This is a genomic window from Enterococcus sp. C74 (genome assembly GCF_040887125.1).
GTDB classification, from domain to species: Bacteria; Bacillota; Bacilli; order Lactobacillales; family Enterococcaceae; genus Enterococcus_B; species Enterococcus_B hirae.
The window spans coordinates 242,636-257,428 of the sequence record NZ_JBFOFA010000002.1; the positions used below are offsets into that span (position 1 = coordinate 242,636).

14 protein-coding genes, 1 tRNA gene and 1 riboswitch are annotated in these 14,793 nt (G+C 34.3%); of the genes, 8 read left to right on the forward strand and 7 right to left on the reverse strand.

The window, feature by feature from the left end; all coding sequences use genetic code 11:
• The first annotated feature begins 311 nt into the window (after positions 1–311).
• Positions 312–1,121 (forward strand): Cof-type HAD-IIB family hydrolase, encoded by an 810-nt coding sequence (locus AB3H93_RS03930; protein ID WP_368020178.1) that lies wholly within the window; start codon positions 312–314, stop codon positions 1,119–1,121.
• Positions 1,122–1,142: 21 nt separating this feature from the next.
• On the forward strand, positions 1,143–1,634 hold the full coding sequence (locus AB3H93_RS03935; RefSeq protein WP_010719076.1) for an isochorismatase family protein: 492 nt from the start codon (positions 1,143–1,145) through the stop codon (positions 1,632–1,634).
• A 317-nt stretch (positions 1,635–1,951) separates the two neighbouring features.
• On the opposite strand, the gene AB3H93_RS03940 is transcribed toward AB3H93_RS03935, so the two are convergent.
• Positions 1,952–2,025, reverse strand: a tRNA-Ile gene (locus AB3H93_RS03940).
• Positions 2,026–2,431: 406 nt separating this feature from the next.
• On the opposite strand from AB3H93_RS03940, the gene AB3H93_RS03945 reads away from it, so the two are divergent.
• From AB3H93_RS03945 to AB3H93_RS03955, 3 genes are read left to right on the forward strand one after another with little or no spacing between them, the layout of a single operon-like run.
• Complete coding sequence (locus AB3H93_RS03945) at positions 2,432–2,686, forward strand: hypothetical protein (RefSeq protein WP_010719075.1); 255 nt, start codon at positions 2,432–2,434, stop codon at positions 2,684–2,686.
• A 37-nt stretch (positions 2,687–2,723) separates the two neighbouring features.
• Positions 2,724–2,969, forward strand: a complete 246-nt coding sequence (locus tag AB3H93_RS03950) for a helix-turn-helix domain-containing protein (protein ID WP_063627160.1) — start codon at positions 2,724–2,726, stop codon at positions 2,967–2,969.
• A gap of 32 nt (positions 2,970–3,001) precedes the next feature.
• Positions 3,002–3,388, forward strand: a complete 387-nt coding sequence (locus tag AB3H93_RS03955; RefSeq protein ID WP_081127538.1) for a TIGR02328 family protein — start codon at positions 3,002–3,004, stop codon at positions 3,386–3,388.
• Positions 3,389–3,664: 276 nt separating this feature from the next.
• Here the strand turns inward: AB3H93_RS03955 and AB3H93_RS03960 are convergent, their stop codons facing one another.
• Complete coding sequence (locus AB3H93_RS03960) at positions 3,665–3,865, reverse strand: cold-shock protein (RefSeq protein ID WP_010719072.1); 201 nt, start codon at positions 3,863–3,865, stop codon at positions 3,665–3,667.
• 345 nt (positions 3,866–4,210) lie between these two features.
• On the opposite strand from AB3H93_RS03960, the gene AB3H93_RS03965 reads away from it, so the two are divergent.
• Complete coding sequence (locus AB3H93_RS03965; protein ID WP_010719071.1) at positions 4,211–4,360, forward strand: hypothetical protein; 150 nt, start codon at positions 4,211–4,213, stop codon at positions 4,358–4,360.
• Between the two features lie 806 nt (positions 4,361–5,166).
• Positions 5,167–5,335, reverse strand: a riboswitch (M-box (ykoK) riboswitch).
• Between the two features lie 367 nt (positions 5,336–5,702).
• Here the strand turns inward: AB3H93_RS03965 and AB3H93_RS03970 are convergent.
• A complete protein-coding gene (locus AB3H93_RS03970; RefSeq protein WP_368020179.1) occupies positions 5,703–6,089 on the reverse strand; it encodes a DUF1093 domain-containing protein in 387 nt (128 codons plus the stop codon).
• A 443-nt stretch (positions 6,090–6,532) separates the two neighbouring features.
• On the opposite strand from AB3H93_RS03970, the gene AB3H93_RS03975 reads away from it, so the two are divergent.
• On the forward strand, positions 6,533–7,135 hold the full coding sequence (locus AB3H93_RS03975) for a DUF4352 domain-containing protein (RefSeq protein WP_368020180.1): 603 nt from the start codon (positions 6,533–6,535) through the stop codon (positions 7,133–7,135).
• A 478-nt stretch (positions 7,136–7,613) separates the two neighbouring features.
• On the opposite strand, the gene AB3H93_RS03980 is transcribed toward AB3H93_RS03975, so the two are convergent.
• From AB3H93_RS03980 to AB3H93_RS03995, 4 genes are all read right to left on the reverse strand, one after another.
• The gene (locus AB3H93_RS03980; protein ID WP_368020181.1) at positions 7,614–10,022 is read right to left on the reverse strand and encodes a MucBP domain-containing protein; all 2,409 of its coding nucleotides are present in this window, start codon (positions 10,020–10,022) and stop codon (positions 7,614–7,616) included.
• Positions 10,023–10,038: 16 nt separating this feature from the next.
• A complete protein-coding gene (locus AB3H93_RS03985) occupies positions 10,039–11,019 on the reverse strand; it encodes a DUF916 and DUF3324 domain-containing protein (protein ID WP_249509705.1) in 981 nt (326 codons plus the stop codon).
• A 40-nt stretch (positions 11,020–11,059) separates the two neighbouring features.
• Positions 11,060–11,746, reverse strand: coding sequence for a WxL domain-containing protein (locus AB3H93_RS03990; protein WP_368020182.1), 687 nt, complete (start codon positions 11,744–11,746; stop codon positions 11,060–11,062).
• A 463-nt stretch (positions 11,747–12,209) separates the two neighbouring features.
• The gene (locus AB3H93_RS03995) at positions 12,210–13,679 is read right to left on the reverse strand and encodes a helix-turn-helix domain-containing protein (RefSeq protein ID WP_368020183.1); all 1,470 of its coding nucleotides are present in this window, start codon (positions 13,677–13,679) and stop codon (positions 12,210–12,212) included.
• Positions 13,680–14,425: 746 nt separating this feature from the next.
• Here AB3H93_RS03995 and AB3H93_RS04000 point away from each other — a divergent pair.
• Positions 14,426–14,650 carry an XRE family transcriptional regulator gene (locus AB3H93_RS04000; RefSeq protein ID WP_094940216.1) on the forward strand — a complete coding sequence of 75 codons (225 nt, stop codon included), beginning with the start codon at positions 14,426–14,428 and terminating at the stop codon, positions 14,648–14,650.
• Positions 14,651–14,793 lie beyond the last annotated feature (143 nt).

Genomic DNA, 14,793 nt, shown 5'->3' on the forward strand with positions numbered 1-14,793 from the left:
TCCTTTTTCTAATCTTTTTCTAACCTTTTCTATATCCAGAATATGCCTCAATAAACTTTAAAGCAAAAGATATGCTTCATTTTCATTGAATAATTCATAAAAATAAACCTTTTTTATCGAATTGAAAACGTTAACTTAATCGTTTTTCTGCCTATTTATTCAATTATAGGATGTGGAATACTACCTATATATGTCTAATGAAAACTAAGAATATTTTTTGAAAAAATTCAAAAACACAAAGCATTTTATTTTTATTTTAGGAAATTCTCATTTAACCTTAGAGTAAGCAATAGATAAAGGGAGCGAATAATATGAAATTAGCAGCAATTGATTTAGATGGTACTTTACTCGATCGGAATGGAAAGATACCAAAAGAAAATATCGAGGCACTTCAAAACTTTGATCGACATGGTGGGATCGTCACGATTGCGACTGGTAGAAATAGCATCTCTGCTAAAGATGTATTTGAAGAACTTGGGATCGGCGGCTATTTGATTTCATCTAATGGTTCTTTCGTGGCAAAGATGATGAAAGGCGAGATCCTTCACGTATTGAAACGTTCTAAAATTGAGCTTGCTACCCTTAAACGGGCCTTCTTCTTAGCACAAGAGGCAAAAATATCAATTATTGCTAGTCGAGAAACTCAAGATGATCAATTAACCTTTGATGAGTCAAATTTGGTGAAAGATGATCCCTACTACCAACATTTCAATTTACAAAATCAGACATTTCCTGAAATCACTAAGTTATTAGAAGATCCATCTGTCAGCTATTTAAAATTGGCATTAACAGATAAAGATGAATCAAAATTGCAAAAACTGCAACAAGATTTAAAAAGTGAAGGGATTGATTCCGTCTTTTCAGACCCCCATTTTTTGGAAATCACACCTAAAAATGTAACAAAGGCTCACTCATTAATCTTTTTAGCTGAGACCTTGGAAATCGATCCTCATGAGATCGTTGCCTTTGGTGATCAGGAAAATGATATTGCGATGCTAAAAGTCAGTGGAACAAGTATTGCGATGGGAAATGCACAGAAACAGGTAAAAAATATTGCGGATGAAGTAACCAAAACAAATGAAGAAGCTGGTGTAGCGTATATTATCAACAATTATTATTAAGGTTTAAGGAGGGAGACAAAATTGTTAGTAATCGTCGATATGCAAAATCATATTCTAGATCCTGAGAGTAAATATTATGTTCAGCACGCAGATAAGTTAATCAAACAAATCCACTCACGTTTAGAAGCTGCACGTAAAAAAAACGAATATATTCTTTTTACCAGAGATATACCAGTCGAGCGAAAAGAGCAGGATGAAGAAGGCGAAGATTTGCAAATCATTCCTACACTTGCTCCTAAAGAAAATGAAAAAGTCGTCAAGAAATACTACTTCACGATGCCACCGGAAAGCTTACTTGAGATTAAACAAGAAGCTTTTGACCAAGATGAAAAAGAAAAGCACATTGAAGTCGTTGGTACAGAAACGAATCTCTGTGTCTTATCGAATACCATTGCTTTACAAAGCGTATTTCCAGAAGCTGATTTTTTAGTGGATACAGCTTTTGTTTCTGAAAACAAGCATGGCGATCAAGCGCTAAAACTACTCAAAGATTTTAATGTTGAGTTGAAGTAACCGAAAATAAAACGCCCACAACATTTAACTTTGTGGGCGTTTTATTTCGTTATTTACTAAAGGCTTTTCTTTGTTCGTACTATCTATTTCCTAAAATTTGTATTGATCGTTCCCTCACTTTGTGGAAAGTAACGGTTAGGATTTTCTTACTAATAAACTTCCTATAGAGTTTATAAAAAATATCAAATGAGGTTCCCCATCTCCAATAAACAATAGTTGAAACGTCAGTTATTAGTCATTTCTAAAAGCATGCAACTTTTCAAAATAAAAAAACAACGATTATCTAATCATTGTTTAAAGAAACGAGCGCTTTAATATGTACCCTGTAGGACTCGAACCTACGACCGGACGGTTATGAGCCGTCAGCTCTAACCAACTGAGCTAAGGGTACAGTAAAAATTTTAAGATATAAAAATAACTTATATCTACTATAGCATGAATAAAAATCCGAAACAAGCTTATTTAATAAAAATCCAAAAGCATCCCATTAAATAACAAATATTTTATTTGAATCAGACGATTTCCAGCTCTTCCCTCCCTCTTCACCACAAATGCTCTATCACTTGGTATATGAATTGTTTGAATCATTTGTTTTTTCAAACACGTAGCATATTATTTGTTCTGTTACTCGGAACGTGCTATCTTGTATTTGGGTTGTTTTTTTATTCTTATGATTATTTAAGTCGTAATCACTTTTCGAAGTGTTTTCCACCTCTTAGTATAAGTGGTTGTTCGTTGTTAACCTACGACTGAAAATCAATGATTATTTAAATACGAAATCTATAGGAGTTAGTACTATGATAACATTGAGTCGACTTATTTTTTTTATTCCTACCTTAATTCTTATCCCTATTATTTGTTACTTAATCAACTGGAACAAGGAACGCCTAATTTTAGCGTTTTTTACGTTACCAGCAATCTTTTTTTCATATAAAATCTTAAATTATCAGTATTTTGAACCAGATCAATTATTCGTAGCAGAACTGATTGGTTTGATTCTAGCTTTGTTATTACCAATTGCTTATTTGGTTTATTTAAATAGAAAGCATTGATCGATGAATTTATTTGAATGACAAAAGGAGCGAATTTATGAGTATTGAAGAAGCGATTTTATTAGATACACTACGCTGTCGGCTGGATTATCTCCGAAAAAAAAAGAATTTAACCGTTAAGGAAGTGGCTGAACAAACCTCACTCCCGTTGGAAACTTATCTACAATTAGAGCAGGGAAAACGTTGTCCGAGCGCTATCGATCTAATTTTTATTGCGGATTTTTATCATGTATCTGTTGACTATTTGATCGGACGATCAGAAAAACCAGACCGCGTAAATTAAACCATCTAATCTAAATGAAAGAGAGTGAGTAAATGCGCTTATGGCATGAAGAATTAATCCCTTTGCTTCCTAGAAAACAATTATTAGGTCAACATAGAGAATGTTGTGCATTAAGAGGTAATGGTTGGGGAAGAAAGCATGCAACAGTTGATTATGTCTTCCAACATTCCCCTTACAAGCTTTATCAGTATCACCATCTTATTCTTACTGAAATGAAAAAGCGCCATTATCTTCCTTCTCCAGAATGGTCTGTCCCGGAGTACCGTGGGAAAGCCTGTGATCCTTATACTTATCTTTCTCCTCAAAAACAAACTTCACCTATTTATCCTGAGCATGACGAGGACTACCTGATGATCTGTTTAACAAACCTTAAACAAAAAGGAATTGATTTAATCCATATAAAAGCTGCGGATTCTTAAAAGTTCATCAGATTTTCCTCATTTATTGATCCAAATAAACGTAATGAATATGAGAGTATGAACCTTTTCTCACTCTCATATTCATTATATTAGCATTCATTTAAACTGTCTGACTGACACATTCATTCGTCGATCACGATTCTTCGCTATTGAATAGGGAGAGGTCCGTATCCCTTCCTCAATAGTCTTCACTTGAGCGGCAGAGCAGCATTTTTCTTTACTAAGAAAAAACAAAAAAACTACTCTAATGGAAGAGCAGTTTTTATTATGACAGTATTAACCTTTTACGATGTTTACTGCTTGAGGGCCACGTTGACCGTCTTCAATATCAAAAGTCACTGCTTGACCTTCGTCTAATGTTTTAAAACCGTCACCTTGGATAGCTGAGAAATGTGCAAAAACATCATTTCCATCTTCAGCAGTGATAAATCCAAAACCTTTGTCTGCGTTAAACCATTTTACTGTACCGTTATTCATATATATTTCCTCCTAATACGTATCAACGTACGATTTTATTGCAATAAATTATTGATAGGCAAAAGGAGTCATAAACTAAAATAGTTAGCTCAAATTACGTTTCAAAATAGATTACTTACTTAATATAGCATAGATAAATGAGAAACACAAGAATAAACCTCTACTTTTTTTATAGTTTTTTAATTAAAGCGAATAGGCTATTTCTATCCTGTTTATCTTATCTTCTATATAAAGTTAAACAATCCTTAATTAGCAAAGTTTTCTTCTTTATGCTATAATAATAAATGGAATTTCGTTATCAACGTTTCGTTGCCTTTCGCAAGAATTTAAGAAAGGAGAATGATTATGACATTCTATAACAAAGACTTACAATATCGTGTAACTCTAAATACTGATTTGAATCTATTTGTGGTATTTGATAAAACAAATGAAAATCGAGTAGCCACTGGAGTGACGATTGAACAAGCAGTGCAAGAATTGAAAAAATCCGCATAGGAGTGAAAACCCCAAATGAACGATTACAGTTCTAGTTCACTTTAAAAGCACCTATTCATTCAATGGTAGGTGCTTTTTTGTCGTCTATTTACCTCACTTTATTCAGTTCTCTCCTTAACTTATTCCGCCATTAATGAGTATACAATTAAAAATTGGACAAGGTAATACAAAACTCTTTGTCGGTTATATACTACGTGCTATTATCTAAATTATGCAAAGGCTGTATAAGGATGGGTCATATGATTACGATGAGTAAATTACTGTTTTGGATCCCTTTTATTGGTATTATTCTTTTTTTGTCTCTTTATACAAAATGGAACAAATATGACATACTAATGCTTCTCTCCTCTTTTCCGTCTATCTATTTTATGATCCAAATTTTAGAATATTCCTATAGTCAACCTGTTCAATTATTCGATTTCTATCTTAAAGGACTCGCTTTTTCCACCATCTTCTATTCCATTCTTGTTTTCATTATTATCAAAAAGAAGAAATAGCTCACTTGTTTTAATGACAAGAATATTATTTTTCACTTTTTAAAATCTGTAACTACTGGCATTCTAACAGAGAAAACTATGCAAGGTGTCCAGCGATATTCAATCGATGTAATAAAAATAATCTTACAGCCTAAAAAACTAACCTAAACAAAATTAGTAAAAAAATTTTTGGAACACCTGCTGCAAAATAACAAATAAACGGTGCTCCAGCATCAGTTCTTCAGACAGGATAAATGTTGAACGTCTACCAACGTTTCATTTTTTTATCCTGTCTGAAGAACTGATTGATGCTTTTGCTACCGTTTTCGTTTGACTTACGTCACGTTTGAGCTTTGGCACTATGCAACGTAAAGTTTGCACTTAGCTACCTTAAGAAAAGCCTTGCTATCGACAATCCCTGTTCTACCCATTGGCGTCTCTCGACATTTTTGGGCAGTAGCTTATGTTTACATAGAAGCCTCACCTAACTATTTGAAGATATTTAAATGAAAATCATCAACGACACTAAAAGTCCAAAAAAGCCGACTACCGGAATCATTCCCCAAGTTACAAAGGTTTTATCCTTAGCAAGCTTAGAGTACCTCTGGTCATTATCCATTTCATTCACCTCATCTTTCTATTCTTAATAAACCATATTAATGATTTTTTGTCAAAATTTCATTCGTGAATCCTAGAATGCGTATTTGGACAATCCCCTGCTAATCTATTTCTCCATCTAATTGAGTCAATGCTCCATCACATGGAATAACCGATCAACAAAAAAATCTAACCAGTACATGCTCCGGCTAGATTTAATAGTTGATTTTGAATCAGACTTTTTATCGTCTCTTTCATTTTTTTGAAAACTAATTTAATTCGTCTACTTTATTTTTGATTTCTTTAGGAATCTTTTCTTCTGCAATTACTCTAGGAGAGCTTGTTCTTTTGTCACTGATGTCAGCTTGAACGTAACTGCCTGGTTTCAATGGTTGTGGTGCTTCTCCACTCACACTAAATGTTCGTTTGGTTGCTTTACCATCAGCTTTTACAAAAGTCACGTCATAATGGTAACTATATTCACCCGCAATGATTTTCCCATCGCTGTTCTTTGATTTCGTTTTTTCTGGCACTTCTGTTGGAATCTTAGTGTATGCAGTAGTTGTTTTATACGTTTCGCTATAATATTTGTAACCGAAAAATCCTCCAACTCCTAATAAAATTAATACAACAACCCCGAATATTCCCTTTTTCATAAACTCACCTCATCAATAAATTTAACTTATTTTATCTTTTTTGAGCTTTTTTTTCCATTTATTTATCTTTCAAATTTGTCACATAAATGACATTAACCACTTATCAATAGATGCTTATCATCTCCTACATCTTTTTTGATAATCCTACTTCTCTATTACTTTCTCGATACCTAACATGATCTTTCGAATAATAAAAAATAACAAATTTTATAATTACATATTTCCAAATCAAACACATCATGTTACTATATGTAAGTAAAAAATGAATATTCTTATTTGATGCGAACTGTTAGGTGTTTTTTTGAAGCTTTTCATTTGTGAAAAACTGAATATTTGGTAGTAAAGATGTCTTAATAAATGAAACACAAGATATCTATATTTTGGCGACTATCACTACCTGCCATTAAGTGGGAGTAAATTAGATAATTATTATGGAGGAAACAATGGTTAAAAAAAGTGTTGTAGGGGAAGATGGCAAACGTTACGTAGTAAAGGAGAAAAAGCCATTTTATAAAAAAGTTTGGTTTTGGGTACTAGCAATCATTCTTGTAGCAATAATTGGATCTGCACTGGGTGGCTCAGATGACAATAAAGCAAGCGATAACGGCGGAGAAAAAGTGACAAAAACAAGTTCTACTAAAGAAGCTACATCAAGCTCTTCTTCAAAAGAAGCGCAAGAAAGTTTTTACCAAGTTGGGGATACTGTAAAAGTTGGCGATGCTGAGTACACATTAAACAGTGTGGAACTTACTGACGAAAGAAATCAATTTGCAGATGAACAACCTGCTCAAGTAGTCAAGATTACTTACACAATTAAAAACAATGGTCAAAATGACCTTCCTGTAGGAATGGATGTAGAAGTTTATGGCTCTGACGATAAAAAAGCTTCTTCTTATCCAAATGACAATACAATGGGATCAGTTGCTCCTGATAAAGTAATGGATTGTACTGCTCATTTTAGTCTAAATCAAACTGGAGACATCGAAATTCAGTTTAGCCCATTAGTTTCTATCGAAAAAGCGGCTAAATTTAAAGCAACAGTCTAGTTTATAGATTCATATCAGGCCATTTTAGAAAAAAAGTTAAACGACGGTTAGCTATTGATATGGTTAACCGTCGTTTTTTGGTGAAAAACAAGTTCAGAAATAGCGAGTATCTACTGTCCTTCTTTTAAATAGTCACTATCTGTTATCGTTTTGAACAGTTTGTGTATTTTGCGTTCATTTAGTTTTGTTTAGTTTTTTTCATCTCATCCTTCCTAATACTAACTTCTATATATTACATAAAATTTATATTACATAAGTGAACTAATTTTTCGATCGTATTTCATAGTTCCCGCATATCATTTTATAAACCTCGATTGTATTCTTCTAGTTGGAGTAATCGAATGACAAAGTCTTTGATAAGTCTCTTGATAACAAAAAGCTTAGGACACGAATCAACTATTTTCTGACTCGTGTCCTTTGCGTTTATCCTTTTTCTTATGAGGGACTATAAAAAAAGAATCGTTTGGTCAAAACCATCTTATCCTGGCGCATCTTCAAGCGTCCAAATTAGGCTCCCCTGATACGATCCTGTTTTATCGGAAGGATGTAAATTTAACTGGATCTTATGATGATCAGTGAAGCTTGCACTACCCTCTCCTTGCCAAACCAATTGGTCTTCTGCATTAATCGTTTGATCCACTCCACTCCTCTGCAGATGAAGAGCATTATGCAACTGGTCATTCTCTTGGTTAGTTAAAGGTCGTTCTTCTTTTAACTTAACGTGCCAATGACTCTTCTCCAACACACTTTCATCGATAAGCTGAATTTCTTTTTGATTCGTTGCTTGTACCGATTGATCTTGACCCGGAATCTGTTGTTCCCCAAACGTCAACTGTTCCGGTAATCTAAGCTTAACCCCGTGATCAATTAAAACCTGACGGCTCTCTTCCTTTGATTTTTGTCCTTTTTCGTTTTCCATATAAAAAGCAACTTCCTTGTTCAACCAATTTTCAGGAAGCTGAACATTCACTTTATCTTGGATCTCGTTTTCGGAACTTGGATAGTCCTTTAACCTTAAGACTTCATCTCCACATTTCGCCATAAATGATAAATTCTGTTTCTCTTCATAAGAAATATGAATCGTCACCTCTCTTGTTTTTGAGAAACGAGAAAACAGTAAAGGATTTTCTTTAGGCATCAAAGTAAATTCAATTGGCGAACCTTTCTCATAATGATGAACGAATTGCTGTTCTTCTGGAGTAAAGATTCCTTGATCCCTTTCCACTATTTCCTTGACTGGATAATATCCGTTCAATTCTGGATATTCTTGTGATAGATCAAAAGAATCTGTTATGATTCCTGAAATGATTTTAGGATCAGAAAGTTGTTGGTTATTTTCATCCAAGTAATTCAGTATGACCTTCCCCACGTAGTATACAGAAGAATAGGCAGAACTCGTTCCTTTCTGTTTGTGATTAATCTGTGTAGTAACAGTGAAAGGAATGTTTAAATAGCCTTCTTTCAAATTCGTTTTATCTACCGGATTTTGCTTACTCCCAATCCACTCAAGATTAAGTTGATAATTCAAAACTGTATCATAAAGATTTTCATTGTTAGGGTCTTTTAACGTTAGTTGATAGGAGTGATCCTCTTTTTGATTCCCCACAAAAAGATCACTAATGTCCGTCCCATCAAACTTCACTACGTTAAAATCTTTAATCTTATATTGTGAGTGAGCTGTCACATCATCCAATGAAAAAGTCACAGATAAATCTTTCATTTTATTCCCATGTCCCACATTCGGTATGGTTTGCATCGCATTTAAAGTAACCTTTTGTTGTTCCTTATCAAAACGCTTATCCACTGCTTCAGCAGCAGGAAACTCTGGACTAGCCAAAAAATCTGTTTCATACATGAGAGAGGATGGCGTATTATCTAAGTTTTTAACAACCGTTTCTATTTTAGTTACTGGTTTAGTGATAATCTGGAACTCTTGTGTAGGATGCCCCCATGGTTTCGAAAAATTATTTTCAAAATACGTCCAGAAAGAATGATCATCACTCCACGTATGGTAACTGATATCTGTTGGATTATTCGCAACAAGATATTTTGCCACCTTACCGATATGATTATAGCCGATATACTTGTTTCGATTGATCCCAAAATAATTAAAAGAAGTTTCAATTGGAAAAGCATTCCCCGCTTGATCGAAAAATTCATAAGTAAGAAAGACTTCGCCAGAGATATCGATATCTAAAAAACTCTTTGGATTGCCAATACCGATCTCTCCTCCTGCTTGTCCATCCTTTTTTTTCATTATTATTTTAACATCTACTGGTTTCCCATTGAAAAAGCCAACATTTTTGATCAACGCACTACTTTCTGGATTCTCCTGATTGACAACCAGCCAATTCCCAGAATACTGACCTTTAACTTGTTCCACAGTTGTAAAACTACCATAATGCATCATAAATGTGTTATTGGCGGGAGTTTCTATCGTATTTGCATATCTGAAATACGGAAGATTTGTAATACTTCCAGCTGCTCGAACTTCTTTTGGAAATATGCCAATCAACCCTAACAAAAAAGGAAGTAACCAAATTTTATTAAACTTACGAACAAATTTCTTCCTCTTTTTACACCAATACAGGATGATTAAAGTCAATAGAGCTACACCAATAAAGAGATATAAATGATGGTTAGATTGGTTTGTTTTGGGATACATTTTTATTTTTCCAGCTTCTTCAGACTTCGCTTGTCCATCAGTAACTGGTCTATTTCTCTCATTTGGATTAAGAACTTTTTCCATTGGGACAATTTGGTGCGCACTCGTTGGTTGGTAAAAACGAATCCCTACCTGACTATTGACCTGGCTATCAGCTAAACCAATTCGTGGGAAAACCACTAAGAAAACCAGTAAGAGTATATTGAGCCATCGTTTTTTCATCAATGTGCCACTTCCTTTAATTTCCTTTATTCCTTCGCAATTTTGTAATATGCCACAGTAACAAGCCAATAATGAGTAAGCAAACAATTAGCCCCCCATATAAGTATTGGTAGTTATTGTTCTTCGATTTTTTAAGCTTTACCGTTTTGTTGTTAAGACTTTCATCTTTTCCTTTTACCGTAAAGTCTTTTTTCAACGTCCAAACTTTCCCCGACTTTTCTTTCAAAACGGTAGTTAACGTATACTCTCCTTTTTTTAAAGGTTCATTTTCCCAACTAATCGGTAATTTGAAGGTACTTCGTGGTGCTAAAGAAACCAGCTTACTAACATCGTGCAGTACTTCTTTCTGTTTCTTTTTTGTGATGAAAGCATGAAGATCCAATTGACTCATAATCATTGGTTGTGGATTTGCCAATTTTGCATAGACTGTTAAATAACCATTATCTAATCCTGGCTTTGCCTCCAAGAGTTTTAGTTCAGGAGCAATTTTTTTGTCTGAACATTGGAGTTGGATACCAATTGTATACGCAAATTTATTTGCTAAGCTAAATCCAGTTGGTTGGTCCTCTGCCTTATTCTTTTCTTCATAGCAATAAAAACCACCCAGAACCGTCCCCTCAAATCCAGTTGACGGAATCTTTAATTGGAACACGACATCTTTTTCTTCATTCGGATTCAGTTCAACCGTTTGAGGACCTGAAATCAGTTCTTCTAAAGAAGGACCACCTAATAATTTTTGATCATGTTGTGAATAATCTAGCACCCCATTTTTATTGGTAGTCGCATTATTGGCTGCTACTTTGACTTTTATCTTTTCAGAGCTGGTATTTTTAAGCTTTATCGTCAACTCTTGGGACTGGTTAGGCTCAACTTTAAGATCATAATAGCTTGCTTCTGAACGTTGATTCTCTGGCAAGACAGCCTTAGCTTCAAAGTTCACTTCTGTTTTTTCAGCAAAAACTGAGGCAGGGTGGCAAGCAAACAGTAAACTTGTCATAAAAAGGATGGAGACTATCCATCCCCATCCCGGCCTAAATTTATACTGGAGCATCGCTTAACGTCCAAGTAATCTCAGCTGTATAATTTTTTGCTTCCACACCTGCCCGGGGAACATGTAATTTCACATTTTCGTTCTTGCCATCTGTTCCTTCGAATACTGCAGCAAAAGCCCCTGCACCTTCGCCTGGTTGAGCCAACATAACGGTTTGATTGACTTCGTTTAGTACAAATGTATGATCTTTTGACTCTGCCAAATGAGGTGCTTTGGATGAGTTGTTTTTCGTTACTACTTGACCATTGTTTAAAGATAGCTGTGCGCCTGTCAACTCCGAGTGATCTTTATCTGTTGAAGTAAATGGTGAGATAGATACACCTAATGTCCAGCCTTTCGCTCCCCCACGAGTATCATTCACTTGGACAAATGGCTTTTTATTCAATGCAAAATAATCCGCATCTCCTTGTTGGATTTCTTGTTCACCAAAAGTAATGTTTGATGCGAAAGGAATAGACAATGAGCCTTTCGCTCCTGTGCTTGGATCGTCATCATGGGTATCATCTGGTACCACTGGCTGAACATCACTACCCGAACCTTCCTTCAAAGTTACATTTGTTTTATTTGTGACTTGACTTGTTAGTCCTTCATTTTCAGCTGCACAAACCACGGAACTAGATGTCCCTAATGCCAATAAGGCAAGTCCAGCTATACTAACAACTTGTTTCTTCATAATTCTCTTCCTCCTAATAAAAATTAGTCTGCCATTGCGACTACAACTATTCTTCCATTTCTTGATGAGGAAAAAAACAGTAAAAAAATTCCGGAATCCGGAAAAAAATTAGAAGTACTTTTTTGAAAAACGATTCGTCTCTCATTTGATTTCCTATTGATACTGCAATAATTGATTGAAAACAGGTGCCAATTCGACTTATTCTCAGCTAAGCCATTTACAATCAAATCCAAAAGTGCTGATTGACTCAATCTATTTTTCAATTAAAAAGAGGTCGTGATATGTCCAGATTTGAGAAAAAGCCGGAGAATCCAAGACAGTTTTCCTATTTTTGGAATTCTTCGGCTTATTTCAAGGAGCTGATGCTTAAACATCGTTTAGAGTAAAGTGTGAGTTTTATGTCTCAGACTCTGACAAATAAACCCTTGAAAATTTTGATTGTTGATAAGTTTAAAAAAAATAGTTATTTGTTTGTAGCTCTTTCTCTATGCAACTCATATAAGATTTTTTCAAGATTTCGCCAGTTACGTTCTGTCGGAATGTTTTTCATTAACAGTAACGGTGTATTTTTCGTATCCAAGAAATAATTTGAGATTACTAAATCAACCTCTTCAAATTTGGTTTCAGAATCAAAAAAAGAAAGAGCATAAACATTACTAAACAATGTTTTGATTTTATTCATTAACCATAATCGATGAGGACGATGCAGATCATCCGTGAGCAAAATTTTTATTGGTTGAATACTTTTGAGTAACAATCCATAATAATCCAGCAAATAGTAATAATTTAAAAACAGCTGGTGCGTGTTCTTTAAATGGGGTAATAACTCTGCGGGAGCTATCTGTATCATCGAGTCATGAAACTTCTGAACCATTCGGCAAATTTGAGGATCAAGCTTTTCTACTTCAGATATATATGATTTATTGAAAAAAACATCGGGATTCCCCCAGAAAAAACAGCTTCTTTCATAAAACGCAATCAAGCTAAACAAATGGTTCTGGTTCCTTCGATCAAAGTCGTAATCAAAGACTTCTTTTAGCGAACAACTGAGCAATTCAACTAAACGATAGGCTAAACTTTGACTTCTTGTATGAGCACGCACCGCTTGTTGCTCATAGCACTCCTTTCCCTCAACAATACCGAAAGCATAGATTACCCGATATAGAAAATATCGTTCATTGTCTGGCAATAGCAACTGGCTTTCTTTCAACCACATCGAGACCAATTCAAAGTTTGGATCACTCTCGATTGTTGATTTCACCTCTTCATCTAGCGAAATATTCTGCTTCTTAGTTCTTTCAAGTATAATCGCTAACCAAAAACTCAGCGTTTTCGTTTGTAAAGCATCTAATTTAAATCCATAGGTTTTTTCAAAACATTGAACATACTTCATGATCCTGTCACAATCAATCAAAAAGGGCCAGTGACCATCTCGTGTTGATTCCCAATAAAAATAGTAATAAAAACTTCTGATATTGATCTCTTCGGCTTCTATTTCCAGTTTAAACGAGTGAAAACCGATCTTGTATCTTTTAAAGTAAGGAACTAATAATTTAGCATATCTAAAAACGGTAGATGTACTCGTATATTGTTTTTCTGCAAAGTCTTCGATTCTTTTTTCGGGATATTTGAACATAAAATCAATTAATTGGTAATTATATGATTCTTTATAATAGGGAAGATAAATACTATATATGGGAAAGTCTTCTTCCTTTTGGATACCAAAGCGCTGATTATTCTCATTTTGTAAAACAATTTTCCCATTAAACTGTTCAAACAGCTCTGATAATTCCTTCATATAAAGAGAAATTGATTTAACAGATCCTCCTATATATTGCTTTATCTCATCCATCGTATACCCATTGTCCGCTTCAAGTAAAAAGTGAATTAGTTTCACTTTTTTTTGGGAGGCTTTCGTCAAAAAAGTTTGCATCCAATCACCACCAATTTAAATATTTTTAACTTTCTTAACATTCAAAAGACATTGTTCGTTAACGTTTTGGATTATAGCATACACTCGTTTACGATCAATTCATATGAAATTAACGAGTCATTTTTCAAGTCACAAAGCTAAATCCATTCTCCCATGACAATCAGAAAAATCTACCATTCGGGTAACATTATTTATAATATTTTGTCCAAAATAAAAAGCTCTAGATAAGAGACATTTTTGTGTTTTTTTCTATAAAACTACGATCAATTACTAAAATATAAAACCTTGAATCGCCAATAAACGTTCACGCATGCTTTTAGATCTACTTCTGTTTACAGGAATACTGGTTATGATTCTATAAACCCTTTCCTTATTTTTTACACTTTCAAGTAGCTAGTTGTATAAATAACTTGTTTTTCGGGCTTGTTTATCTTTTTATTAAAGGAAAATATTGAATTCCGATACTATTGATAGTGTGAGATAAATAGAGTTAAGGAGGTGAAAAAAAGCTGGAAAAATGAATTGCTTCTCTAGTCAATATCGTAACTACTCCTCAGCTCTGACACAGCAAGACGAAAACAAAATACGAAAGTCAACTAAAGAAGTATCAAGGGGGTCCCCTCTTCGGTTTCAATCTAGCATAATTTTATGAACCATATAGTGAATTTGCTCTTATTTATTTCAATAATAGCGGTAGTTATCAGTGGATTAAGATATCTAGTTTATAAATTTAAGTAGGTGATAATATGAATTGGTTTGATCAATACAAAAAAGACTTTGGTTTCAAAAGCAACTATCAAGTCAGTAAAAAAACAGGTATCACAGCGAGTAGTCTAACCCGTTTAAACAATTCCGATGATTGGAAAAATGTCAAAATCGGTACGATGCTTTTATTGGCAGAAGCGGTGGAAAAGAATCTTGATGGTCTAGTTGGATATCTTAATGAACAAAAAAAGCACTCAACCAACTAAAGGATGAGTGCTTTTTTATAATTTTTTTGCTAGTCTACGTCACTATATCTGCAAGAGGACTGATCACACCCTCCTAAACATCTCTGTAAGGCTTTGACTGTATCCTGCCCGAGCAAACCATCTTGTTTGACTTCAAAAAATCC

Coding starts and splice junctions, on each gene's coding strand:
- AB3H93_RS03950 (WP_063627160.1), top strand. CDS start 2,724: ATGAGTATTGAAGAAGCGATTTTATTAGATACACTACGCTGTCGGCTG.
- AB3H93_RS03930 (WP_368020178.1), top strand. CDS start 312: ATGAAATTAGCAGCAATTGATTTAGATGGTACTTTACTCGATCGGAAT.
- AB3H93_RS03955 (WP_081127538.1), top strand. CDS start 3,002: ATGCGCTTATGGCATGAAGAATTAATCCCTTTGCTTCCTAGAAAACAA.
- AB3H93_RS03985 (WP_249509705.1), bottom strand. CDS start 11,019: ATGACAAGTTTACTGTTTGCTTGCCACCCTGCCTCAGTTTTTGCTGAA.
- AB3H93_RS04000 (WP_094940216.1), top strand. CDS start 14,426: ATGAATTGGTTTGATCAATACAAAAAAGACTTTGGTTTCAAAAGCAAC.
- AB3H93_RS03960 (WP_010719072.1), bottom strand. CDS start 3,865: ATGAATAACGGTACAGTAAAATGGTTTAACGCAGACAAAGGTTTTGGA.
- AB3H93_RS03980 (WP_368020181.1), bottom strand. CDS start 10,022: ATGAAAAAACGATGGCTCAATATACTCTTACTGGTTTTCTTAGTGGTT.
- AB3H93_RS03945 (WP_010719075.1), top strand. CDS start 2,432: ATGATAACATTGAGTCGACTTATTTTTTTTATTCCTACCTTAATTCTT.
- AB3H93_RS03990 (WP_368020182.1), bottom strand. CDS start 11,746: ATGAAGAAACAAGTTGTTAGTATAGCTGGACTTGCCTTATTGGCATTA.
- AB3H93_RS03965 (WP_010719071.1), top strand. CDS start 4,211: ATGACATTCTATAACAAAGACTTACAATATCGTGTAACTCTAAATACT.
- AB3H93_RS03970 (WP_368020179.1), bottom strand. CDS start 6,089: ATGAAAAAGGGAATATTCGGGGTTGTTGTATTAATTTTATTAGGAGTT.
- AB3H93_RS03975 (WP_368020180.1), top strand. CDS start 6,533: ATGGTTAAAAAAAGTGTTGTAGGGGAAGATGGCAAACGTTACGTAGTA.
- AB3H93_RS03995 (WP_368020183.1), bottom strand. CDS start 13,679: ATGCAAACTTTTTTGACGAAAGCCTCCCAAAAAAAAGTGAAACTAATT.